The following is a 20,758-nucleotide window of genomic DNA, read 5'->3' on the forward strand; positions in this document are numbered from 1 at the left end:
CCCACATAGAATGTCCCCATGAGCACCCTGACCTTCCGCGCCGCCACGTCGGCCGACATCCCCGCCCTCATTGCCCTCGTCACCTCGGCCTACCGGGGTGACGCCAGCCGCGTCGGCTGGACCACCGAAGCCGACCTGCTGGACGGTGCCCGCATCGACGCCGAGGGCATCCAGGCCGACCTGGACCGCCCGCGCTCCACCATCCTGCTGGCCGAGCGCGGGGACCAGCTGGTGGCCTGCGCCCACGTCGCCGATGTCGACGGCAAGGGCTACTTCGGCATGTTCTCTGTCGACCCGGCCCAGCAGGGTGGCGGCGTCGGCAAGCAGCTGATGGACGCTGCCGAAGCGCACGCCGCACGCGAATGGAACGTGCCGGTGATGCAGATGACGGTGATCGACGTGCGCGACGAGCTGATCGCCTTCTACGAGCGTCGCGGCTACAGCCGCACCGGCATCAAGAAGCCGTTCCCGTATGGCGACGAGCGTTTTGGCATTCCCAAGCGCGACGACCTGCGCTTCGAGATCCTGGAAAAGCCGCTGGCCGGAGCCGCCGCGTGAGCGAGGCCTGGACCTTTGTCTGTGCCGGCAACGAGCTGCTGCCGGGTGAAATGAAGAGCGTGTTCGACGAGGTGACCGGCACGCCGATCGTGGTGTTCAACCTCGACGGCGAGCTGTACGCCCTGGAAGACCAGTGCACGCATGAAGAGTTCGAGCTGTCCTCGGGCGAATTCAACACCACCGAAGGCAGTGTGGAGTGCGTGCTGCACGGCGCGCGCTTCGACGTGCGTGACGGGCGCGCTCTGTGCGCGCCGGCCTACAGCCCTGTGCCCAAGTTCCCGGTGAAGCGCGAACACGACGCCGTCTGGACCCGCGACGACCGGGATTGAGGCGGCGCCCCGCCCGGAGAGATCATTCACGGGGCGCCCCGCCAGAGAGCATCAACCCATGGGGTGAATCTACCGGAAGGCCATGAGGACCCTTCCAGGGCGCCCCGTGGCCGCCTCGGGGGGCCGCCACGCCCCGCACATGCGAATCATTATCGTTGATGTTATTCTACGTAACATCTTCGTAACGACTCTGCCCCCGCGCCATGGCTTCGCCCGCGCCCACCGCCACGCTGTGCCAGCTTGCCCGTCAAGGGTGGCCGCTGCTTGTGGTCGTGCTGCTGACGCTGCTGCTGGGCTGGTCGGCATTGCACGAAGGGCGCGGCAACAACCCGGCTGCCCACGGCTGGCAGGCACACGCTGATGATCTGCAGCAGGTCATGCCGATGCCGGCCCCGCCGGCGGACGAGTGCCCGCACCCTGCCGCGCCAGCACCGGAGCCGCCGCTGGATGGCGAGGGCACCACGCCCTGTACCGGACTGGCTCCCCCGCGCGCCGTCCTGGTCGCGCATGTTCCGCTATGGCGCTCCAACGCCCTGCGCTGGCAGCTGCACGATCCCGCACTGCGGTTGAACCCCGGCCACGCACCGCCCGCATCGCACGCCAGCTGAGGCGCCCTGCGGCTGTTGCCGTGCGCCTGTTTACGTTTCCTGCCAGCCGAGCGTCGGCTCGGCTCTACAGATACCGCCTTCTACATGCCATCGCGCTGCCTGCGCTTCGGCCCGCGCCCTTTTCTGATCCAAGCCACCGCCACCCAGACCATGACCCACATCACGTCCCGCAAGCACGCCCCGCGCGTTTCCCTGCTCGCTACCGCCACCCTGGCCGCCGGCTTCGCACCGTTGGTCGCACAGGCCGCCGACAGCGCCGATGCCAGCTCCCGCAACGCCACCGACCTGGACAAGGTGCAGGTGCGCGGCAGCTGGTTCAATCCGTCCTCGCCGAAGTTCACCGCCGAGCTGCTGGACACCCCGAAGTCGGTGTCGATCGTGTCGGAGAAGCTGATCGCCGAAACCGGTGCGACCAACCTGCAGGATGCGCTGCGCATGGTCCCGGGTATCACCTTCGGTGCCGGCGAAGGCGGCAACCCGACCGGTGACCGCCCCTTCATCCGTGGCTTCGATTCGCAGAGCAACGTCTTCGTCGACGGCCTGCGCGACGTCGGCTCGCAGACCCGCGAGATCTTCGACCTGGAGCAGGTGGAAGTGGTCAAGGGCCCGAGCTCGGCCTACGGCGGCCGTGACTCCGGTGGTGGCAGCCTGAACCTGGTGAGCAAGACGCCGAAGCTGAAGAACGAGACCAGCGCCAGCATGGGCATCGGCACCGACAGCTACGCGCGCGGCACCGTGGACGCCAACTACGTGCTGGGCGATGGCATCGCCGCCCGCCTGAACCTGATGAAGCACGCGTCGGACATCGCCGGTCGTGATGCGGCCAATGTCAGCCGTTGGGGCATCGCGCCGTCGATCGCGTTCGGCCTGAACGGCCCGGCGCAGCTGATCGCGAGCCACTACCACATGCAGAGTGATGACCTGCCCGATGCGGGTGGTTTCCCGTACAACAACCCGTTCACCAGCGGCCCGAACGTGGCCAAGAACGGCGACGGCCGCCCGATGGTGCCGGACCGCAACAACTACTACGGCCTGGTCGACCGTGATTTCCAGCGTACCCGCGCCGATATCAGCACCCTGGACGCCAGCTACGATTTCGGTGGCCACAAGCTGCGCAACATCGCGCGCCTGGGCAACACCAGCAACGACTACCTGTGGACCCAGCCGGACGACAGCAAGGGCAACCCGAACAACTACGGCACCCTGTGGCGCCGCACCAACAGCCGCGCCGTCGACGTCAAGAGCTTCGCGGACCAGCTGGGCCTGACCGGCGCCTTCCAGACCGGCGCGCTCAAGCACAGCTACAGCGCGGGCGTGGAGTACAGCGACGAGAAGATGACCCGCGGCAGCTACCTGATGTCGCCGGGCACCGCCAATCCCCTTGAAAACAGCGCCAACAGCACTCGCTGCCAGGTGTCCGGCGCGGCCACCGGCTACAACTGCACCGACTTCAACAATCCGAACCCGAACGATCCGTGGGCGGCCGGTCAGATCGTCTATCGCAGCGACAAGGCGCTGGACGTCGAGCAGCGCACCAAGACCACCTCGGCCTACGTGTTCGACACCATCGAGCTCAATGAGCAGTGGATGATCAACCTCGGCCTGCGCTACGACGACTTCCGTACCACCCTGACCACTCCGGTGGCCGGCAAGGCACCGACCCGCGTGCGCAACAGCAACGACTTCCTGAACTACCAGGCCGGCGTGGTGTTCAAGCCGGCCGCCAATGGCAGCATCTACCTGTCCTGGGGCACCTCCTCGACCCCGCCGGGCATGGACGGTGGTGACGGTTCGGACGGCCTGAGCGCGGCCGTTGCCGACCTCAAGCCGCAGGACACGAAGAACCTCGAACTGGGCACCAAGTGGGACCTGCTGGACAACCGCCTGAACCTGACTGCTGCGATCTTCCACACCGTGATGAACAACGCGCGCGTGACCGTCGACAACGGCACCAGCCAGAACGCCGGCAAGAAAGAGATCAACGGTTTCGAGCTGGGCTTCAACGGCCAGTTGACCGACGCCTGGAGCCTGTACGGCGGCTACACCTACCTCGATTCCGAGCTGAAGGACAATGGCTTTGTCTGTGGCGCACCGGTGGGCCGCACCTGCCCGTCCAACGTCTACGTGCCGTCGCCGAACAACGGCAACGTGTTCCCGAACACCGCCAAGCACAGCGCCAACCTGTGGACCACCTACCGCTTCCCGATCGGCCTGACCGTCGGCGCCGGTGCGTTCTACTCGGACAAGCAGTACGGTGACGTTGCCAACACCAAGTGGATTGCCAGCTACACCCGCTTCGACGCGATGGCCAGCTACGCGATCCAGGACAACATCAGCCTGCAGCTCAACGTGCAGAACCTGACCGACAAGATCTACTTCACCAAGGCCTATGCCTCGCACTACGCGAGCATCGCCCCGGGTCGCTCGGCCACCCTGGCACTGAACGTGAAGTTCTGATGTAACTCCGCTCCACCACGGCGGCAGGCTTTCCTGCCGCCGTTTTTGTTTCCGGCGATACTCACCCCATGGCGACCCTTACCCCCATCGACAGCGACGCCCTGGCCGAGCTGCTGCAGCACGATCCGCAGGCTGCCTTCGCGCGCGTGCGCGACGCTGCGCAGGCCGGGCAGGTCGAGGCACAACTGCTGCTCGCGCAGATGCACATGGAAGGCAAAGGCACCGCACAGGACGCCTCGGCGGCACTGCTCTGGTACGAAACCGCCGCCAACAACGGCGCGCCGATGGCGATGAACATGCTCGGTCGCTGCCATGAGCTGGGCCAGGGCACCGTCGCCGACCCGGCGCTGGCAGCCGTCTGGTACCGGCGCGCCGCCGACACCGGCCTGGACTGGGGCCTGTACAACCTGGCCAACCTGCTGGCCACCGGCCGCGGCGTGACCCAGGACCGCGCGCAGGCACTGGCCCTGTACACCCGTGCCGCACACCTGGGCCATGCCAAATCGATGAACCTGCTGGCCCGCCACCTCGAAGAAGGACTGGACACTGCGCCCGATCCACAGGCAGCGCTTGCCTGGTACCAGCGCGCGGCCGAGGCCGGTGATTTCCGCGGCCAGGCCAACTACGCCTCGATCCTGCTGCAGGCCGGCCACGTCGAGCAGGCCGTGCACTGGCTGCGGCTTGCACTGGCCCACGGCAGCCCGGCGTTCATGGCGCATCTCGTGCCGGAACTGGCCGCATCGCCGCATCCACAGGTGCGCGCCCTGGTCGCACCGCCGTCCCTCTGAGGAGTCCCGCATGCTGCTGCACATCCCCGACATTCTCAGCGCCGACCAGGTGGCCGACTTCCGCCGCCGGCTGGATGCCGCCGACTGGACCGATGGCCGCGAGACCGTCGGCCATCTGGGCGCACAGGCCAAGCACAACCAGCAGCTGCCCGAGGCCTCACCGCTGCGCCGCGAACTGGGCGAGATCATCCTCGTCGCACTGGCCCGGCACCCGCTGTTCTTCAGCGCCGCACTGCCACTGAAGTACCTGCCACCGCGCTTCAACCGCTACAGCGGCGGCGGCACCTATGGTTTCCACGTCGACGGCGCGGTGATGAACCTGGCCAACGGCGAACAGCTGCGTTCGGACATCTCCTGCACCCTGTTCCTCTCGGCGCCGGACGAGTACGAGGGCGGCGAACTGATCATCAGCGACACCTACGGCGAGCACGAAGTGAAGCTGCCCGCCGGCGACCTGATCGTCTACCCGTCCAGCAGCCTGCACCAGGTGCGCCCCGTCACCGCCGGCGCGCGCGTGGCCTCGTTCTTCTGGGTGCAGAGCATGGTCCGCGACGATGTGCAGCGCCGCCTGCTGTGGGAAATGGACGGCTCGATCGAGCGCCTGCGGCAGACCGGCGGCGACGCCGAAGCGGTGCTGCAGCTGACCGGCGTGTACCACAACCTGCTGCGGCGCTGGAGCGAAGTCTGAGCCCCATCCGACCAGTCTGCGATATTTTGGCAATCATTCTCATTTGCAACAGCTAACAGCTCTCATTACAATCACGCCCCGTTGATGCCGGCCACTGCCGGCAGACCCCTGGGGACCCCTGCTTGCTGCGCCCGCTTCGCCCTCGCCCACTCATCCATCGCAAGATGGGCACCGCCATGCGCGGCCAGCGTCCTGCGCTGGCCAGCCTGCTGGCGTGGGTGGCGATGCTGGTACTGCTGATGGGTACCGTGCCGCTGCTCCCACAGGCCCACGCCGGCAACGCCGCGCAGGCAGTGCAGCCGCCGCTGGAAGAGCGTGGCGGCGAAGCCCCGCTGCAGGAAGAAGCCCCGGCCAAGCTGCGTCGCTGTGCTGCCGCGCCGGTGAAATCAGCCGAGAAGGCACACCCGCCGCTGCTGCTGGCCAGCCAGTGGCTGCGTACCGAACGTGAACTCGTACCCGCCACGCCGGCCATGCCCGGTGTGCGCCCGGATTGGCCGCTGGCCGCTCCGGACACGCCCTGGGCCGACGCGCCCGGGCGGCGCCAGCAACGCGGCCAGGCGCCGCCGCTCGCCTGATCCACGGCCCCGCGTGACCGCCTGCGCGGTCGCGTCAGCGCGCCGCTGCCTGCTTCATCCCTGCCGCCCCTGACCGGGCCTCCCCGTGCATGCCGCGCCGTTCGCGCCTGGCATTGCACCACCCTGCATCCTTCGAGGTTACTGCCATGGCCCAGCGCCATCGTGTCCGTTCGTCCCTGTCCCGTACCCTGCTGACCAGTGCCGTGCTGGCGGCCATGGCCGCCCCTGCCTTCGCCCACGGTGACGCTTCCGGCGCGCCGCAGACGCTGGACAAAGTGGTGGTCACCGCCTCCGGCTTCGAGCAGAAGGTGGTCGATGCACCGGCCAGCATCAGCGTGGTCAGTCGCGAAGAACTGAGCAAGCGCCCCTACACCAACCTGGTCGACGCGCTGCGCGACGTCGAAGGCATCGATGTCGGCCTGGAAGCCAGCGACAAGAACGGTCGTGCCACCATCTCCATGCGCGGCCTGCCGTCCGAGTACACGCTGGTGCTGATCGACGGCCGCCGCCAGAGCAATGTCGGCCAGCTGTATCCGAACAACTTCGGTGGCGGCCAGTTCGCCTACCTGCCGCCGCTGGACGCGATCGAACGCATCGAAGTGGTGCGCGGCCCGATGTCCACGCTGTATGGCTCGGATGCAATGGGTGGCGTCATCAACATCATCACCCGACGCAACCAGGACAGCTGGCACGGCGCCGTCACCCAGGGCTTCACCGTGCAGCAGGACGACCAGTTCGGTGATGCGCGCACCACCGACCTTTACCTGAGCGGCCCGCTGCTGAAGGACCGCCTCAGCCTCGCCGTGCGCGGCAGCTACTACGATGCCAAGGCATCGAACCCGGAATGGGATGCACTGACCCTGCCCGACGGCACGCTGTGGGAGCGCAGCATCGGCTTCGGCGGCGGTGGCAAGTCGGTGGCCAACACCAACTGGAACACTGGCGTACGCCTGGATTTCCGCGTCAACGACGATCACGAACTGTGGCTGGACTACGACGTGTCGCGGCAGAAGTACGACAACAGCGAAGGCCAGACCGGCACGCTGGACAGCCTGGCCAGCCTCTGGCGCGTCGGCAACGCGGTCATCCCCAACCCGAACGGCAGCGGCACCGTCACCCGCCGCGTGGTGCAGCCGCGCGTGGGCTACACCGCCTACCAGCGCTACGAGCGCGACCAGCTGTCGTTGACCCACCAGGGCCGTTACAGCTTCGGCACCTGGCAGACCTCGCTGACCCACAGCAAGAGCAGCAACCTCGGCCGCTCGCTGCCGCTGACCCTGGACGAGCGCGCCAACCTGCAGACGCTGTGGAATGACGTCTGCCGCCGCACCGGTGCCGCCAACAACTGTGCGGCCGGCCGCGGCAATGCGCTGACCGCACTCAATCCCAGCGAGATGGCGCGCCTGCAGGCGTTCCTGCCGCGCCCGCTGCGCACCATGGAATTGGAAGGCTACGTGCTCGACACGATGCTCGACCTCGACTTCGGCGCGCACAAGCTGACCGTCGGTGGCCAGTACAACGACACCGACATGATCGATGGCGTGTTCGGCATGGATGGCGCCGGTTATCGCAGCAACACCAAGCAGAAGCACCGCATGTGGGCGCTGTTCGCCGAGGACAACTGGGCGTTGACCGATAGCCTCACCGCCACCTTCGGCCTGCGCTACGACGACCACAACGTGTTCGGCAGCCACGTCAGCCCGCGCGGCTACCTGGTGTGGAACGCCAGCGACGCGTGGACCTTCAAGGGTGGCGTCAGCACCGGCTACAAGACCCCGCGTCCGGACCAGCTGTTCCCGGGCATCACCGGCTTCGGTGGCCAAGGCGTGCTGCCGCTGGTGGGTTCGCCGAACCTGAAGCCTGAAACCAGCACCAACTACGAGTTGGCCGCCTACTACGAGGGCCAGCGCTGGGGCTTCAACGTGACCGGCTTCTTCAACAAATTCGAGGACAAGATCGCCAGCGGCGGCACCTTCCCCAACTGCGAAGTGGCCCGCGCCGGCAGCGGCTACTGCGTGGACATCGGCCCAGGCTGGGCAGCACTGGGCTACAGCACCTTCACCCAGAGCGTGAACATCGACAAGGCCGAGACCCGCGGTGCCGAGCTGGCCGGTCATGTCGACCTGCTCGACACCCTGCAGCTGCGCGGCAACTACACCTGGACGAAGAGTGAGCAGACCAGTGGCGCACAGAAGGGGCTGCCGATCAGCGGCACCATGCCGGCAAAACACATGGCCAACGCCAGCCTCAACTGGCAGATCAATGAAGCGGTCAGCCTGTCGCTGATCGGTGAGGGCCGCTACGACCGCTACCGCGACACGCTGCTGGATGCCAGCGGCGCCAGCCACACCCGCTACTACGAGGACTACACGATCTTCCATCTCGGTAGCAGCTGGAAGGCCACGCCCTGGCTGACGGTGAACGCACGGGTCAACAACCTGCTCGACAAGGATTTCGTCTCGCAGTCGTGCCTGTTGATCAGCCAGAGCGAATTCAACTGCGTGGACGACTATGCGACCAAGGACCAGCGCCGCAGCTACTGGATCTCGCTCAACGCGAAGTTCTGATCGCCGCGCACCGCCTTGGTGGGTGCCAACCTTGGTCGGCACCGCTTCATCCACGCATGGCGTGGATCTACCAATCCTGCGGTAGTGCCGGCCGCTGGCCGGCAACCGCTAAAGCCCCCTCCGGGATACAGAACGACACGCAATTGCGAGCTATTCTCATCAATGATGTAATGGGCAGTCCCCGTCCGCCCCGAACCGTGCCGTGAGCCGTCCTGCCTCTTCCACCGTGCAGCAGCAACAGAACCGTGGCTTCTGGCTGCGGACGCTGCACCAGTGGCACTGGATCAGCTCGGCGGTGTGCCTGATCGGCATGCTGCTGTTCGCGGTGACCGGCCTGACCCTCAACCATGCCGCGAAGATCGAGGCCAAGCCCGAGGTGCAGAACCAGCATCTGGAGCTGCCGGCCGAACTGCTGGGCCAACTGGGCACCCGCGAAGACGGCAACGCGCCGATCCCGCGCCCGGCGCGGCAATGGCTGGATACGCAGCTGGGCATCGCCATTGGCGGCCGCCCGGCCGAATGGTCGGCCGAAGAGATCTACCTGTCGCTGCCGCGCCCCGGCGGCGATGCCTGGCTGAGCATCGATCGCGAGACCGGCGCAGTGGAATACGAATCAACCTCGCGCGGCGCGGTGTCCTACCTCAACGACCTGCACAAGGGCCGCAATGCCGGCCCGGCGTGGGGCTGGTTTCTGGACCTGTTCGCCATGGCCTGCCTGGTGTTCTGCATCACCGGCCTGTTCCTGCTGCACCTGCATGCGCGGCAGCGGCGCATGACCTGGCCGCTGGTCGGCCTCGGCCTGATGATCCCGCTGCTGATCGCCCTGCTGCTGATCCACTGACTTTCCCTCGTTCCTGGAGCCGCCCCATGCGCGTCACCCTGACCATCGCCCTCAGCGGCCTGCTGGCCACTTCGCCGGCCTATGCCACCACGCTCGACATCAACGTCGAAGTGCCCAAGCTCAACGTGGCCGAGTACCACCGCCCGTACGTGGCGGTGTGGCTGGAAGGCGCCGACCAGAAGGTCGCGGCCAACCTGTCGGTCTGGTACCAGCAGACCAGCAACAGCGAAGGCCATGGCACCAAGTGGCTGCCCGACCTGCGCCAGTGGTGGCGCAAGAGCGGCCGCACCCTGCAGGTGCCGGTGGACGGCGTGACCGGCCCGACCCGCCCGGCCGGCAAGCACGCGCTGTCGTTCAACGACAAGCAGCCGGCACTGAAGCAGCTGGCCCCGGGCAACTACACCCTTGTGGTGGAAGCGGTGCGCGAAGTCGGCGGCCGTGAACTGCTGAAGATTCCCTTCACCTGGCCGGCCACCGCCGCACAGAACGGCAAGGCGCAGGGCGCCACCGAACTGGGCCAGGTCACCCTCGCCGTCAAACCCTGAGAGGGGACGGAGGGGATCAAGTCGTAGCCCCCTCTTCCTTGCCGCATCACCCGCATCCACTGGAGTCCTCCGCATGAAGCGCACGCTCGTCCTCGCCGCCGCCCTGGCCGCTGCCCTTCCCTTCTCCGCCCTGGCCCACAAGGCCTGGCTGCTGCCCTCGCAGACCGTGATCGCCGGCAACGCGCCGTGGATCACCGTCGACGGTGCGGTCTCCAACGACCTGTTCTATTTCAACCACGTGCCGCTGCGCCTGGAATCGCTGGTGATCACCGCGCCGGACGGCAGCACCGTGCAGCCGCAGAACGCCTCCACCGGCAAGTACCGCAGCGTGTTCGACATCGAACTGAAGCAACCGGGCACCTACCGCATCGCGTCGGTCAATGACGGCCTGTTCGCCACCTACGAGCAGAACGGCGAGCGCAAGCGCTGGCGCGGCAGCGTCGCCACCTTCGGCGAACTGCCCAAGGACGCAAAGAAGCTGGAAGTGAGCCAGTCGGTCGGCCGCGTGGAGACCTTCGTCACCAACGGTGCGCCGAACGACACCGCGCTGAAGCCCACCAACCGTGGCATCGAGCTGGTCGCCGTCGGCCACCCGAACGACCTGTTCGCCGGCGAGGAAGCCACCTTCCGCGTGCTGGTCGACGGCAAGCCGGCCACCGGCCTGGAGTTCGAGATCGTGCGTGGCGCCACCCGCTACCGCAACGCGCAGGACGAACTGAAGGTCACCAGCGATGCCAAGGGCGAGATCAAGGTGACCTGGCCGGAAGCTGGCATGTACTGGCTGGAAACCGGCACCGAGGACAACAAGACCTCGGTGAAGCAGGCCGCCAAGCGCCGCCTGAGCTACGTGGCCACGCTGGAAGTGCTGCCGCAGTAATGACGTGGACCGCGATGCCGGGCAGCCCCGGCATCGCATCTGCAGCACACCACCATGACCGATCCCCAGCTCGACATCGCCCGCCTCGGTGGCACCACCATGGGCACCACCTGGAGCGTGTCGCTGGTCGCGCCGCGCCAGCGCGACCTGCACCCGCTGCATGCCGGCATCCAGGCGCGGCTGGACGAGGTGGTCGCGCAGATGAGCACCTGGGAGCCCGGCTCGGACCTGAGCCGCTACAACCGCGCCAACACTGGCCAATGGTGCGTGCTGCCGGCTGAGACCCGCCAGGTGCTGGCCTGCGCACAGGCCATCGCCGCCGCCAGCGATGGTGCATTCGATCCCACCGTCGGCCCGTTGGTGGCACTGTGGGGTTTCGGTGCACATGCCGGCGAACGCCGCCAGCCCAACGACGCTACCCTGCAGGCAACGCGTGAGCGCTGCGGTTGGCAGCGCCTGCAATTGCGCAGCGATGCGCTGCTGCAACCGGGCGGACTGGAACTGGACCTGTCGGCGATCGCCAAGGGGTTCGGCGTCGATCACGTGGCCGCCTGGCTGCGCGATCAGGGCATCGCTGCTGCACTGATCGAGGTCGGTGGCGAACTGGCCGGCTACGGCCGAAAACCGGACGGCCAGCCGTGGCGCGTGCTGGTGGAGTCCGCACCGGAAGAAGACGCGCACACCGAAACACCACCGCGGGTGCTGGCACTGGAGGACAAGGCGGTAGCCACCTCCGGTGATCGCTGGCACCAGTACCAGGCCGATGGCCAGGCCTTCAGCCATAGTCTCGACCCGCGCACCGGTATGCCGGTACGCCAGGTCGCCGCAGCGGTCACCGTGGTCGCCGACGATGCCATGCACGCCGATGCCTGGGCCACCGCACTGACCGTGCTCGGCCACGAACAGGGCATGGCGCTGGCCGAACGCGAAGGCCTGGCTGCACGCTACCTGCAGCGTGCAGCAGACGGCCCCCGGGAATTTCTCAGCAGCGCCTTCCAGCGCCTGCTCGACGAGCAGGACGCATGAGCGCACGTCCATCGCGCGCGTGGCTCGGCAACGCACTGGCCCTGCTCCTGCTGGCGCTGATCGCCTGGGCGTTGCTGCGACTGCATCTCGGCGAAGCCTGGTGGCAGGGCGCGCCGCCGGCACGGCGAACGCAGATTGCGATCATCGCCACCGCGCTGTATGCGCTGGCCTGCGCCGCACTGTGGTGGCGTGGGCGACCGCGCGACGATGCTGCCTGTGGCGACGTCGCACCGATCCTGATGGTCTGGTCCAGCCAGACCGGTTTTGCCCGCGAACTGGCCGAACGCAGTGCCGAGGCATTGCGCGGTGCCGGCGTGCCGGTGCGTGTGCGCGGCCTGCATGAGGTCGACGCCACGCTGCTGGCCGACAGCCAGCGTGCATTGTTCATCGCCAGCACCACTGGCGAAGGCGACCCACCCGATCATGCGCTGCCGTTCCTGCGCGGGGTGATGGCCTCACCGCCTGCGCTGCAGCACCTGCAGTACGGCGTGCTCGCACTGGGCGACCGCAGTTACGGCCACTTCTGCGGATTCGGCCACCAGCTCGACCAGTGGCTGCGACAGCATGGTGCGCATCCGCTGTTCGATGCGATCGACGTCGACAACGCCGATCCGGCCGCGCTGCGCCATTGGCAGCAGTTGCTGGGCCAGCTCGGCGGCGGCGCTAGCGAACTGCCCGACTGGAGCCCGGCCGAGTACCAGCCGTGGACGCTGCTGCAACGTGAGCATCTGAACCCGGGCAGCCCCGGCGGCCCCGTGTATTGGTTGCGCCTGCAGCCCCCGGCCGATGCAGATGCGCAGTGGCAGGCCGGTGACATCGCCGAGATCGGCCCGCAGCACGCACCGCACACCGTGCGTGCCTGGCTGGACGCACAACGCTTCGATGCGGATACCGTGCTGGATGACGGGCGGACGTTGCTGGCACGCGTCGCGCGCTCGCACCTGCCCTCATTGGTTCCCCCGGGTGATCTGCCCGCATTGCTGGCGACCCTGCAACCGCTGCCCCATCGCGAGTACTCGATTGCCTCGGTGATGGCCGACGGTGCGGTCGAGCTGCTGCTGCGCCGACAGCTGCGCGCGGACGGCACGCCTGGCATCGGCAGCGGCTGGCTGTGCGACCACGCGGCCATCGGCGAACCGGTGCAGCTGCGCCTGCGCCGCAACGACAATTTCCATGGCGTCCCCTTCGATGTACCGCTGCTGCTGATCGGCAACGGCACCGGCATCGCCGGCATGCGCGCGCATCTGCACGAACGTGCCCAGCGTGGCGCGCGCCGTACCTGGCTGCTGTTCGGTGAGCGCACCGCCGCCCACGACTTCCACTTCGGTGAAGAACTGCAGGCAAGGCTGGCCGACGGCTCACTGGCACGGTTGGATGCCGTGTTCAGCCGCGACGGCGGCGCGCATCGCTATGTCCAGGACCGGCTGCTGGCCGAAGCGGCAACGCTGCGGCAGTGGGTGGATGAAGGCGCCACGATCCTGGTCTGCGGCAGCCTGCAGGGCATGGCCCCGGCGGTGGATGCGGTGATCGAACAGGTGCTGGGTGTTGCGGGCAAGGAAGCGCTGTTGCTGGCTGGTCGTTACCGGCGCGATGTGTATTAAGGTTGCCGCATCCACGCATGGCGTGGATCTACTGTAGAGCCGAGCCATGCTCGGCTGGCCGTGCCCACCGGCGCCAACGAATCATCACCCTGCCGCACTCACCCGTATCGCCAACAACTCGCCACCGCCCTGCAACGCGTGCCGCTGACGCTCACCCGCCGCCAACCACGCGGTATCGCCGGCCCGTAGCGCGGGCAGGCCGCTGTCGGCACCGAACTCTGCCTGACCGGACAGCAGATGCAGCGCCCAGGCCACGCCCGGTTCGCAGAAGAAGAACATCGCGCCCACCAGCGGCCGGTGCAGCAGTTCGGCCTGCAGCAGCTCGCGCTTCCACATCAGGTTGAAGTCGTGGGTGGTGCCATCGACCAGTTCACCGTGCAGGGTTTCCTCGCCGGCAAAGCGCACCCGTCCATGCGGCGGCAGCACCTCGGCCACACGGCCACCGTCGAAGCGCAGGCGCACACCATTGCCCTGCAGCAGCACCAGCTCGCGCTCCACGCCGGGGAAGGCGGAGAACGCGGCGTCCTGCTCGATCTCGGCCACCGACAGGCGCAGCGCCCAGTCATCCCCCTGCGCAGGCAGGCGCAGGATCTCGCGGGTCCAGCCAAGTCCATTCCGCCAGCGTTCGCGGCGATAGTCCAGGCTGGAAATGACCTGGCTCGGAGTGTGCAGCAGGGAGTCGATGTTCATCCACGCATTGCATCATGCCGCGCGCCGTCGTGCATCACCGCGTGGCGAGCGTGCCCTGGCCACCGCACCCGCCGGCCAGCAGCTGCGAGTGCTTCAGCCAATCCTGGTCGGGGTAGTAAGCAAACACCATCGTGCCGCCACGCAACGCATCGATCAGCGGCTTGGCCACCGACAGCCGCACCGCCGGGCAACCCAGGCTGCGGCCCAGCCGCCCCTGCAGCTGCGCGGTAGCCGGATTCACGTACGGCGCACCATGGATGACGATCGCTCTGTCACGCGCGCGGTCGTTGAAGCCCGGTTCCAGCCCGGCAAGGCGCAGCGAATATCCATTGCCGCCCATGTAGGTCTCCTGCGCGGTGAACGCGCCGAGACTGGACATGAAACTGCCGTCGCGGTTGGAGAAGTGCTCGGTGCGGTTCTCGCCGCTGTTGCGGCCATGCGCCACCCATTCCTCGAACAACAGGCGCTGGTGGGCCAGGTCGAACACCCACAGCCGCGGCTCGGTGGACGGGCGCGAGTAATCAATCACGCTGAGGCGATCACCATTGATGCCCAGCTCCGGCCGCTGCAACGCACAGCGCATGGCGTGCGCCGCCAGCTGCAGCACGTGGCGGTCGGCCTTGGGCGCACTGCGCGACAGCAGGGCAGCCAGATCATCGGCAGAGGTGGCGAGGGCGGGCGTCTGTGCCAGCGCCGGGGCGCTGGCCGAGGTCGCCAGCAGGCCGAACGCGGCCAGCCGGCACAGGCGGGATGCAGTCATGGGCACAACGAGGGGACTCAGTTGCCCTTGAGGGTGGACCCTGGCGGCTCGGATTCCAAGACCGGCTGCATTCCGGATTCAGCCGGGCTTGGGCGGACCGCCGGCAGCGAGGTGACCAGCAGGGTCGTGCCCGGCACCAGCACCTGGTACAGCTGGCGAGCGAAATCGGTCGGCAGCGCCATCGGCAGCGAGGGCGTGGCCAGCAGGTCCGGCGTGGCCTGGGCACGGTCCTGGCCCAGCAACGGATAGGCCGTCCACTGGTGCAGCCGCTGGTTCACGTCCAGCGGGCTGGGGGTGTCGCTGTAACCCTGCCCCATCACGAACAGCGTGGTGCCCTGGAAGGCCGGCAGGGCGTCGGCCTTCAGCGGCGACTCGCCAATCATCACGCCATCGCGCAGCACGTACAGGCGCTGGTCGTGCAGGCTGACCAGGATGCCGACCTGCCCGGCCGGCGCCGCGGCGTCGTCCCACCAGGCCTGTGCCGGGACTCCGCCCTCGGTCTCCGGCAGGGCCTGGCCGCGCGCGTTCACCGGCGCCAGCACCGACGGATAGGCCAGGGTCATCGGCGAGCTCTTGGCATCGGCCACGACCACGGTATCGCCGCGCTGGGTTTCACTGAACAGCTTCTGCGCGAAGGCCTGCGGCAGGCGCACGCAGCCGTGCGAGGCCGGATGCCCGGGCAGGCTGCCGCCATGCAGGGCGATGCCGTCCCAGGTCAGCCGCTGCATGTACGGCATCGGCGCGCTGTTGTAGAGGTTGGACTTGTGGTCCTTGTCCTTCTGCAGGATGGTGAACACACCGGTCGGCGTCTCGTGCCCGGCCTTGCCCGAGCTGATCGTGGTCAGGCCGATGGCGATACCGTTGCGGTAGACATAGGCGCGCTGCTCATCAAGGCTGACCACCAGCACGATCGGGCCGGTCGGCGAGATTTCCGGATGCCACAGGTATTCGCCCGGCTTGAGGTCGGTCGGCCCGCGTACCTCGGCGGTGGCGGCTGCGGGCTTGGCAGCCGGTGTCGTCGCAGCGGCATGGGCCAGCAGCGGCAGGGCCAGTGCAAGGGCGAGCATCAGGGTCGTGGGGCGGTGCGGAAGCATCCAGCGGGGGTCCTTTCCATGCAGAGCGGCCACCGTACACCATCGGCCCGTGGTGGCCGCGGCAAAACCAGGCGCCGGAAATGAAACTGCCCGGCGACACAGCCATGTGTCGTACCGGGCAATCGTTACGTCCTTGTCGGCCTGCTGCCGCCCCCTCGCATCCTGCGCTGTGGGGGTAGCGTTGCATCCTGCACGCGGCCGCGTCTGTCCTGTTTGTATCTCAGCCCCTTCCACAGGTCTGTGATGCCACCATCCTGGTGATTGGTGCCGCGTCCTGCGGCGGTCGGTGGTCACGGCCTTCCTGTCCGTGACCGGTGAACCAGCCTCCTGCCGGTTCCGACGATTCCTGCTGTCAGCGCCTCGGTACGGTTCGCACCGGTACCGATCCGGGTACCGGATCCGCCGGCAACAACCTGTTGCCTACGGTGATCCGCTGTCGATTCCGTTCGACGATTGCTTTCCCTATCCCCTTCACCTGCGCCAAGTCCTCGACGCGATGAAACGGGCCGTGTCTGCGCCGGTGCTCGACGATCGCCTCGGCCTTGGCGGCTCCGACCATCGTCAATCCCTGCTGCAGCGCCTGGGCATCGGCGCGGTTGATGTCGATCGGTTCGGCGGCATGCGCCCCAGCGATCCACACGACCAGCACCAGTGCCCTCAACACGACACTCCAAGGCACGACGTGTATCTCCTTGTGGTTCTGACCGTCCCGACCGGCAATCCCGTCGGTAGGAACAGTGTCCGTCACCACATGCACACAGCCTATCGGTTTCCTGGATTTCTAAAAGCCAGCCAAATACCCGACGTGATGTAGGAAAAACCCTACCCACGGCACAGGCGTAGAATGTCGCGATCACAGCCCATGCAATCGGAGTTTCAGATGGACAGCGCCAAGCTCGGCCAATTCGTCAATGACAAGTGGGACAGCGAGATCGTCCCGCAGTTGGTCGACTACATCCGCATTCCCAACAAGTCGCCGATGTTCGACGCCAATTGGGTGCAGAACGGCTACATGGAACAGGCGGTCACGCTGATGGAGAACTGGGCCAAGGCCCAGCAGCTGCCCGGCCTGAAGGTTGAAGTGGTGCGCCTGGAAGGCCGTACCCCGCTGATCTTCCTGGAAATTCCGGCTACCGGCGCCGAAACCGGCGACGACACCATCCTGCTCTACGGCCACCTGGACAAGCAGCCGGAAATGACCGGCTGGGACGACGACCTCGGCCCGTGGACCCCGGTCCTGCGCGGCGACAAGCTGTATGGCCGCGGCGGCGCCGACGACGGTTACGCCATCTTCGGCTCGCTGGCCGCCGTACTGGCGCTGCAGGCCCAGGGCCTGCCGCACGCCCGCTGCGTGGTGCTGATCGAAGCCTGTGAAGAATCGGGCAGCTACGACCTGCCAGCCTACGTCGACCACCTGGCCGACCGCATCGGCAAGCCGTCGCTGGTGGTCTGCCTGGATTCGGGCTGCGCCAACTACGACCAGCTGTGGTGCACCACCTCGCTGCGCGGCCTGACCGGCGGCAACTTCACCGTGAAGGTGCTCAACGAAGGCGTGCATTCCGGCGATGCCTCCGGCGTGGTGCCGTCCAGCTTCCGCCTGCTGCGCCAGCTGCTGTCGCGCATCGAGGACCAGGACACCGGCCGCATCCTGATCGACGGCATGAACGTTGAAATTCCGGCCGAGCGCCAGGAACAGGCCAAGCGCGCCGCCGAAGTGGTCGATACCGAGATCTTCGAGAAGTTCCCGATGGTCGACGGCCTGCGTCCGATGAACGAGGACCTGACCGAGCTGGTGCTCAACCGCACCTGGCGCCCGGCGCTGTCGGTCACCGGCGTCGGTGGCATGCCGGCATTGGAATCGGCCGGCAACGTGCTGCGCCCGCAGACCTCGGTGAAGCTGTCGCTGCGCCTGCCGCCGACCGCCGATGGCAAGACCTGCGGTGAGCTGCTGAAGGAAGCGCTGCTGCGTGATCCGCCGAACGGCGCGCAGGTCACCCTGGATCTGGAAAAGGCCTCCACCGGCTGGAACGCCCCGGCCATGGCGCCGTGGCTGACCCAGGCCATCGACGACGCCAGCCAGGCCTTCTTCGGCAAGCCGGCGATGTACATGGGCGAAGGCGGCTCGATCCCGTTCATGGGCATGCTGGGTGAGAAGTTCCCGGGCGCCCAGTTCATGATCACCGGCGTGCTTGGCCCGCACTCCAACGCGCACGGCCCGAACGAGTTCCTGCACATCCCGATGGGCAAGAAGGTCACCGCCTGCGTGTCCAAGGTGATCAGCGAGCACTACGCTGCCAGCCTGCGCGGCGAGACCAGCGGTTCGCCGGTGGCTGCCGACAGCGGCACCCGCCACGGCGACCACGGCTGCTGCTGATTACGCCACACCGTGACGGACGCAGTCTGGCCTTGCTAGGCTGCGTCCACCCTTGCTGGAAATCGCGCGCATGAATGGTCTGTTCGGCAGCAGCAGCTGGCTCTACATCATCCTGGTCGGCTTCTTCGTCGGCCTGCTCGGGCGTTTCTTCATGCCCGGCAACAACCGCATGGGCTGCCTGCTGACCATCGTGCTGGGCATCCTCGGTGCGCTGCTGGCCGGCTGGTTTGGCCAGTACATGGGCTGGTACGCCCCCGGTGAGCCGGCCGGTTTCCTCGGTGCGGTGGTGGGCGCGGTGGCCGTGCTGGCCGTCCTGCGCCTGTTCAGCGGCCGCCGCTGAGCGCGCATCCCCTTCCCTTCCTGTTCCCGACGTTGGCGCGCCCGGCGCGCCCGGATATGCCCGCATGACCGAACCCGCCTCCGATCCCCAGCGCAGCGCGCAGCGCCTGCAGTGGGCCCGTACCCAGCTCGATGACGCCAACGCGGTAGTCGAACGCGCTTCGGTGGATGCCGGCATGCGCAGCTACTGGCGTACCACCAGCACGCGCGGCAGCCACATCGTGATGGACGCTCCGCCGGGGCTGGAAGATCCGCGGCCGTGGCTGCGCATGCGCGGCCTGCTGCACGACAACGGCCTGCGTGTGCCCGCGCTGCTGGCACAGGATCTGGAGGCCGGCTTCCTGCTGCTGGAAGACCTCGGCGGCCCGACCCTGGCGAAGATCCTCGACGAGCGCAACGCCGATGAATGGTTCGGTCGCTCGATCGAACAGTTGCTGCGCCTGCAGGCGATTCCGGTGCCGGCCGACTTCGGCCAGTTCGGCGAAGCGCTGCTGCAGCGTGATGCCGGCCTGTTCGACGAATGGTTCCTACAGCGCCACCTGAACCTGGAACTGGACTGCGGCGAGATTGAAGGGCTGCAGCTGGTGCATCGCCGGTTGATGGACAACGCGCTGGGCCAGGCCCAGCTGATGACCCATCGCGACTACATGCCGCGCAACCTGATGCCGGTCGACGACGGTCCCGCCGTGCTGGATTTCCAGGACCTGGTGCGCGGCCCGATCGCCTACGACGCGGTGAGCCTGTTCAAGGACGCCTTCCTGAGCTGGCCGCTGCAGCGCGTGGACGAGTGGCTCGCGCAGTACCACGAGCGCGCGCGCGATGCCGGCCTGCCGGTGCCCGACCGCGCCACCTTCCTGCGCGACGCCGACTGGATGGGTGTCCAGCGCCACGTGAAGATCCTCGGCCTGTTCTGCCGCCTGCGCTACCGCGACAACAAGGGCCATTACCTCGACGACGCGCCGCGCTTCATCGGCTATCTGGATGAAGTGCTGCCACGCTATCGCGAACTGGCGCCGCTGCAGCAGTTGCTGGACGACCGCATCAAGCCAGCACTGGCCGAGTTGGCCGCACCGCTGCGCGTGGCCCGATGAAGGCGCTGGTCTTTGCCGCTGGCCTCGGCGAGCGCATGCGCCCGCTGACCCTGCACACGCCCAAGCCGCTGCTGGAAGTGGCTGGCAAGCCGCTGATCGTCTGGCACCTGGAACGCCTGGCCGCGCTTGGCGTGCGCGAGGTGGTGATCAACACCGCATGGCTGGCCGAGCAGTTCCCGACGATGCTGGGCGATGGCAGCCAATGGGGCCTGCGCCTGCATTTCATGTACGAAGGGCAGACCCCGCTGGAAACCGGCGGCGGCATCCTCAACGCGCTACCGGTGCTGGGCGACGCCCCGTTCCTGGTCGTGAACGGCGACATCTGGACTGACTTCGATTTCGCCACGCTGCCGCGCGAACCACAGGGCCAGGCGCACCTGGTGCTGGTCGACAACCCGGCGCAACACCCCGAAGGTGACTACCGCCTCGATGCGCAGGGGCTGCTGCATCACGACCGCGAAGGACCGTGCCTGACCTATGCCGGCATCGGCGTGTATCGCCCCTCCATCGTGGCCGGCTGGCGCACGGTGATCGGCGATGCGCCGGGTAGCGAGCGTGTTCCGCCGAAGTTCTCGGTGGTGCCGCTGCAGAAGCATTTCATGGCGCAGGGGTTGATGACGGGGCAGCACCATCGCGGGCGTTGGACCGATGTGGGTACCGTGGATCGCCTGCGCGCGCTGGATGTTGAGTTGGCGGCGAACGGCTGAGCCCCTCGTGGCTGGACGTTTTGAGAGCAGAAGCCTTGCTTGGCCGGTCGGGGTGGGCTGCGCAGGGGACGCTGCAAGTACGTCCATGTAAGCTCGGTCGCCGCATCCATGCGGCTCACGCCCCTGCGCAGCCCACCCCGACCGGCCTCTGACAGTTTCCGTGCGCGTCCAGCCACGGAAGAAAGGAAAGAAAAGCAAAAGCGGGTCGCTTCGCTGCGCTTGCTCTGGTGTCGACCAAGGTCG

At 67.5% G+C, this 20,758-nt stretch carries 21 protein-coding genes; 17 read left to right on the top strand and 4 right to left on the bottom strand.

Annotated features, from left to right (window positions below):
• Window positions 1-18: 18 nt before the first annotated feature.
• The 13 genes from ACTJJM_RS03495 to ACTJJM_RS03555 all read left to right on the top strand — a co-directional run bounded on the left by ACTJJM_RS03495 (window position 19) and on the right by ACTJJM_RS03555 (window position 13,460).
• Window positions 19-558 (top strand): GNAT family N-acetyltransferase, encoded by a 540-nt coding sequence (locus tag ACTJJM_RS03495; RefSeq protein ID WP_049434494.1) that lies wholly within the window; start codon window positions 19-21, stop codon window positions 556-558.
• Window positions 555-887, top strand: a complete 333-nt coding sequence (locus ACTJJM_RS03500) for a non-heme iron oxygenase ferredoxin subunit (RefSeq protein ID WP_005412525.1) — start codon at window positions 555-557, stop codon at window positions 885-887. The genes ACTJJM_RS03495 and ACTJJM_RS03500 overlap by 4 nt, the downstream gene beginning before the upstream one ends.
• Before the next feature lie 203 nt (window positions 888-1,090).
• Complete coding sequence (locus ACTJJM_RS03505; protein WP_125437791.1) at window positions 1,091-1,495, top strand: hypothetical protein; 405 nt, start codon at window positions 1,091-1,093, stop codon at window positions 1,493-1,495.
• A 150-nt stretch (window positions 1,496-1,645) separates the two neighbouring features.
• Entirely contained in the window at window positions 1,646-3,952 is a 2,307-nt protein-coding gene (locus tag ACTJJM_RS03510; RefSeq protein ID WP_125437789.1) for a TonB-dependent receptor, read from the top strand.
• A gap of 68 nt (window positions 3,953-4,020) precedes the next feature.
• Entirely contained in the window at window positions 4,021-4,740 is a 720-nt protein-coding gene (locus tag ACTJJM_RS03515; protein ID WP_241873748.1) for a tetratricopeptide repeat protein, read from the top strand.
• Window positions 4,741-4,750: 10 nt separating this feature from the next.
• Window positions 4,751-5,428 (top strand): Fe2+-dependent dioxygenase, encoded by a 678-nt coding sequence (locus tag ACTJJM_RS03520; RefSeq protein WP_012510312.1) that lies wholly within the window; start codon window positions 4,751-4,753, stop codon window positions 5,426-5,428.
• A gap of 164 nt (window positions 5,429-5,592) precedes the next feature.
• Window positions 5,593-6,003 (top strand): hypothetical protein, encoded by a 411-nt coding sequence (locus ACTJJM_RS03525; RefSeq protein WP_010483584.1) that lies wholly within the window; start codon window positions 5,593-5,595, stop codon window positions 6,001-6,003.
• Between the two features lie 146 nt (window positions 6,004-6,149).
• Window positions 6,150-8,570 carry a TonB-dependent receptor domain-containing protein gene (locus ACTJJM_RS03530; protein WP_241873746.1) on the top strand — a complete coding sequence of 807 codons (2,421 nt, stop codon included), beginning with the start codon at window positions 6,150-6,152 and terminating at the stop codon, window positions 8,568-8,570.
• 202 nt (window positions 8,571-8,772) lie between these two features.
• Window positions 8,773-9,411, top strand: coding sequence for a PepSY-associated TM helix domain-containing protein (locus ACTJJM_RS03535; RefSeq protein ID WP_440865154.1), 639 nt, complete (start codon window positions 8,773-8,775; stop codon window positions 9,409-9,411).
• Between the two features lie 26 nt (window positions 9,412-9,437).
• Window positions 9,438-9,956, top strand: a complete 519-nt coding sequence (locus ACTJJM_RS03540) for a DUF2271 domain-containing protein (protein WP_004147429.1) — start codon at window positions 9,438-9,440, stop codon at window positions 9,954-9,956.
• A gap of 73 nt (window positions 9,957-10,029) precedes the next feature.
• Window positions 10,030-10,833: a DUF4198 domain-containing protein gene (locus ACTJJM_RS03545; RefSeq protein ID WP_010483590.1), complete on the top strand. Its 804-nt coding sequence runs from the start codon at window positions 10,030-10,032 to the stop codon at window positions 10,831-10,833.
• Window positions 10,834-10,887: 54 nt separating this feature from the next.
• Complete coding sequence (locus ACTJJM_RS03550; RefSeq protein ID WP_440865155.1) at window positions 10,888-11,859, top strand: FAD:protein FMN transferase; 972 nt, start codon at window positions 10,888-10,890, stop codon at window positions 11,857-11,859.
• A complete protein-coding gene (locus ACTJJM_RS03555; protein ID WP_224329086.1) occupies window positions 11,856-13,460 on the top strand; it encodes a sulfite reductase subunit alpha in 1,605 nt (534 codons plus the stop codon). Before ACTJJM_RS03550 ends, ACTJJM_RS03555 begins: the two co-directional genes overlap by 4 nt.
• An 84-nt stretch (window positions 13,461-13,544) precedes the next feature.
• Here ACTJJM_RS03555 and ACTJJM_RS03560 read toward each other — a convergent pair whose 3' ends face one another.
• The 4 genes from ACTJJM_RS03560 to ACTJJM_RS03575 form a co-directional block, all read right to left on the bottom strand.
• Window positions 13,545-14,150, bottom strand: coding sequence for a HutD/Ves family protein (locus tag ACTJJM_RS03560; protein ID WP_100447928.1), 606 nt, complete (start codon window positions 14,148-14,150; stop codon window positions 13,545-13,547).
• Between the two features lie 34 nt (window positions 14,151-14,184).
• Complete coding sequence (locus ACTJJM_RS03565) at window positions 14,185-14,910, bottom strand: murein L,D-transpeptidase catalytic domain family protein (RefSeq protein ID WP_010483599.1); 726 nt, start codon at window positions 14,908-14,910, stop codon at window positions 14,185-14,187.
• Between the two features lie 17 nt (window positions 14,911-14,927).
• Entirely contained in the window at window positions 14,928-16,004 is a 1,077-nt protein-coding gene (locus ACTJJM_RS03570; protein WP_224329085.1) for a L,D-transpeptidase, read from the bottom strand.
• A 352-nt stretch (window positions 16,005-16,356) separates the two neighbouring features.
• On the bottom strand, window positions 16,357-16,668 hold the full coding sequence (locus ACTJJM_RS03575; RefSeq protein WP_224329378.1) for a ComEA family DNA-binding protein: 312 nt from the start codon (window positions 16,666-16,668) through the stop codon (window positions 16,357-16,359).
• Window positions 16,669-16,884: 216 nt separating this feature from the next.
• Here ACTJJM_RS03575 and ACTJJM_RS03580 point away from each other — a divergent pair, with 216 nt between their 5' ends.
• From ACTJJM_RS03580 to murU, 4 genes are all read left to right on the top strand, one after another.
• Window positions 16,885-18,378 (top strand): M20 family metallopeptidase, encoded by a 1,494-nt coding sequence (locus ACTJJM_RS03580; RefSeq protein ID WP_010483606.1) that lies wholly within the window; start codon window positions 16,885-16,887, stop codon window positions 18,376-18,378.
• Between the two features lie 70 nt (window positions 18,379-18,448).
• Entirely contained in the window at window positions 18,449-18,718 is a 270-nt protein-coding gene (locus ACTJJM_RS03585) for a GlsB/YeaQ/YmgE family stress response membrane protein (protein WP_010483608.1), read from the top strand.
• A 64-nt stretch (window positions 18,719-18,782) separates the two neighbouring features.
• On the top strand, window positions 18,783-19,808 hold the full coding sequence (locus ACTJJM_RS03590) for an aminoglycoside phosphotransferase family protein (protein WP_224329084.1): 1,026 nt from the start codon (window positions 18,783-18,785) through the stop codon (window positions 19,806-19,808).
• Complete coding sequence (murU, locus tag ACTJJM_RS03595) at window positions 19,805-20,515, top strand: N-acetylmuramate alpha-1-phosphate uridylyltransferase MurU (protein ID WP_049480166.1); 711 nt, start codon at window positions 19,805-19,807, stop codon at window positions 20,513-20,515. Before ACTJJM_RS03590 ends, murU begins: the two co-directional genes overlap by 4 nt.
• The last annotated feature ends 243 nt before the right edge of the window (window positions 20,516-20,758 follow it).

The sequence above is a fragment of the Stenotrophomonas sp. 22692 genome, from assembly GCF_052045015.1.
In the GTDB taxonomy this organism is placed as follows: Bacteria; Pseudomonadota; Gammaproteobacteria; order Xanthomonadales; family Xanthomonadaceae; genus Stenotrophomonas; species Stenotrophomonas geniculata.

Excerpts from the sequence above, each read along its gene's own strand:
- ACTJJM_RS03555 (WP_224329086.1), top strand. The coding sequence starts at position 11,856 with ATGAGCGCACGTCCATCGCGCGCGTGGCTCGGCAACGCACTGGCCCTG.
- ACTJJM_RS03495 (WP_049434494.1), top strand. The coding sequence starts at position 19 with ATGAGCACCCTGACCTTCCGCGCCGCCACGTCGGCCGACATCCCCGCC.
- ACTJJM_RS03510 (WP_125437789.1), top strand. The coding sequence starts at position 1,646 with ATGACCCACATCACGTCCCGCAAGCACGCCCCGCGCGTTTCCCTGCTC.
- ACTJJM_RS03570 (WP_224329085.1), bottom strand. The coding sequence starts at position 16,004 with ATGCTTCCGCACCGCCCCACGACCCTGATGCTCGCCCTTGCACTGGCC.
- ACTJJM_RS03560 (WP_100447928.1), bottom strand. The coding sequence starts at position 14,150 with ATGAACATCGACTCCCTGCTGCACACTCCGAGCCAGGTCATTTCCAGC.
- ACTJJM_RS03545 (WP_010483590.1), top strand. The coding sequence starts at position 10,030 with ATGAAGCGCACGCTCGTCCTCGCCGCCGCCCTGGCCGCTGCCCTTCCC.
- ACTJJM_RS03550 (WP_440865155.1), top strand. The coding sequence starts at position 10,888 with ATGACCGATCCCCAGCTCGACATCGCCCGCCTCGGTGGCACCACCATG.
- ACTJJM_RS03520 (WP_012510312.1), top strand. The coding sequence starts at position 4,751 with ATGCTGCTGCACATCCCCGACATTCTCAGCGCCGACCAGGTGGCCGAC.
- ACTJJM_RS03530 (WP_241873746.1), top strand. The coding sequence starts at position 6,150 with ATGGCCCAGCGCCATCGTGTCCGTTCGTCCCTGTCCCGTACCCTGCTG.
- ACTJJM_RS03505 (WP_125437791.1), top strand. The coding sequence starts at position 1,091 with ATGGCTTCGCCCGCGCCCACCGCCACGCTGTGCCAGCTTGCCCGTCAA.
- ACTJJM_RS03540 (WP_004147429.1), top strand. The coding sequence starts at position 9,438 with ATGCGCGTCACCCTGACCATCGCCCTCAGCGGCCTGCTGGCCACTTCG.
- ACTJJM_RS03585 (WP_010483608.1), top strand. The coding sequence starts at position 18,449 with ATGAATGGTCTGTTCGGCAGCAGCAGCTGGCTCTACATCATCCTGGTC.
- ACTJJM_RS03580 (WP_010483606.1), top strand. The coding sequence starts at position 16,885 with ATGGACAGCGCCAAGCTCGGCCAATTCGTCAATGACAAGTGGGACAGC.
- ACTJJM_RS03525 (WP_010483584.1), top strand. The coding sequence starts at position 5,593 with ATGGGCACCGCCATGCGCGGCCAGCGTCCTGCGCTGGCCAGCCTGCTG.
- ACTJJM_RS03565 (WP_010483599.1), bottom strand. The coding sequence starts at position 14,910 with ATGACTGCATCCCGCCTGTGCCGGCTGGCCGCGTTCGGCCTGCTGGCG.
- ACTJJM_RS03515 (WP_241873748.1), top strand. The coding sequence starts at position 4,021 with ATGGCGACCCTTACCCCCATCGACAGCGACGCCCTGGCCGAGCTGCTG.
- ACTJJM_RS03590 (WP_224329084.1), top strand. The coding sequence starts at position 18,783 with ATGACCGAACCCGCCTCCGATCCCCAGCGCAGCGCGCAGCGCCTGCAG.
- murU (WP_049480166.1), top strand. The coding sequence starts at position 19,805 with ATGAAGGCGCTGGTCTTTGCCGCTGGCCTCGGCGAGCGCATGCGCCCG.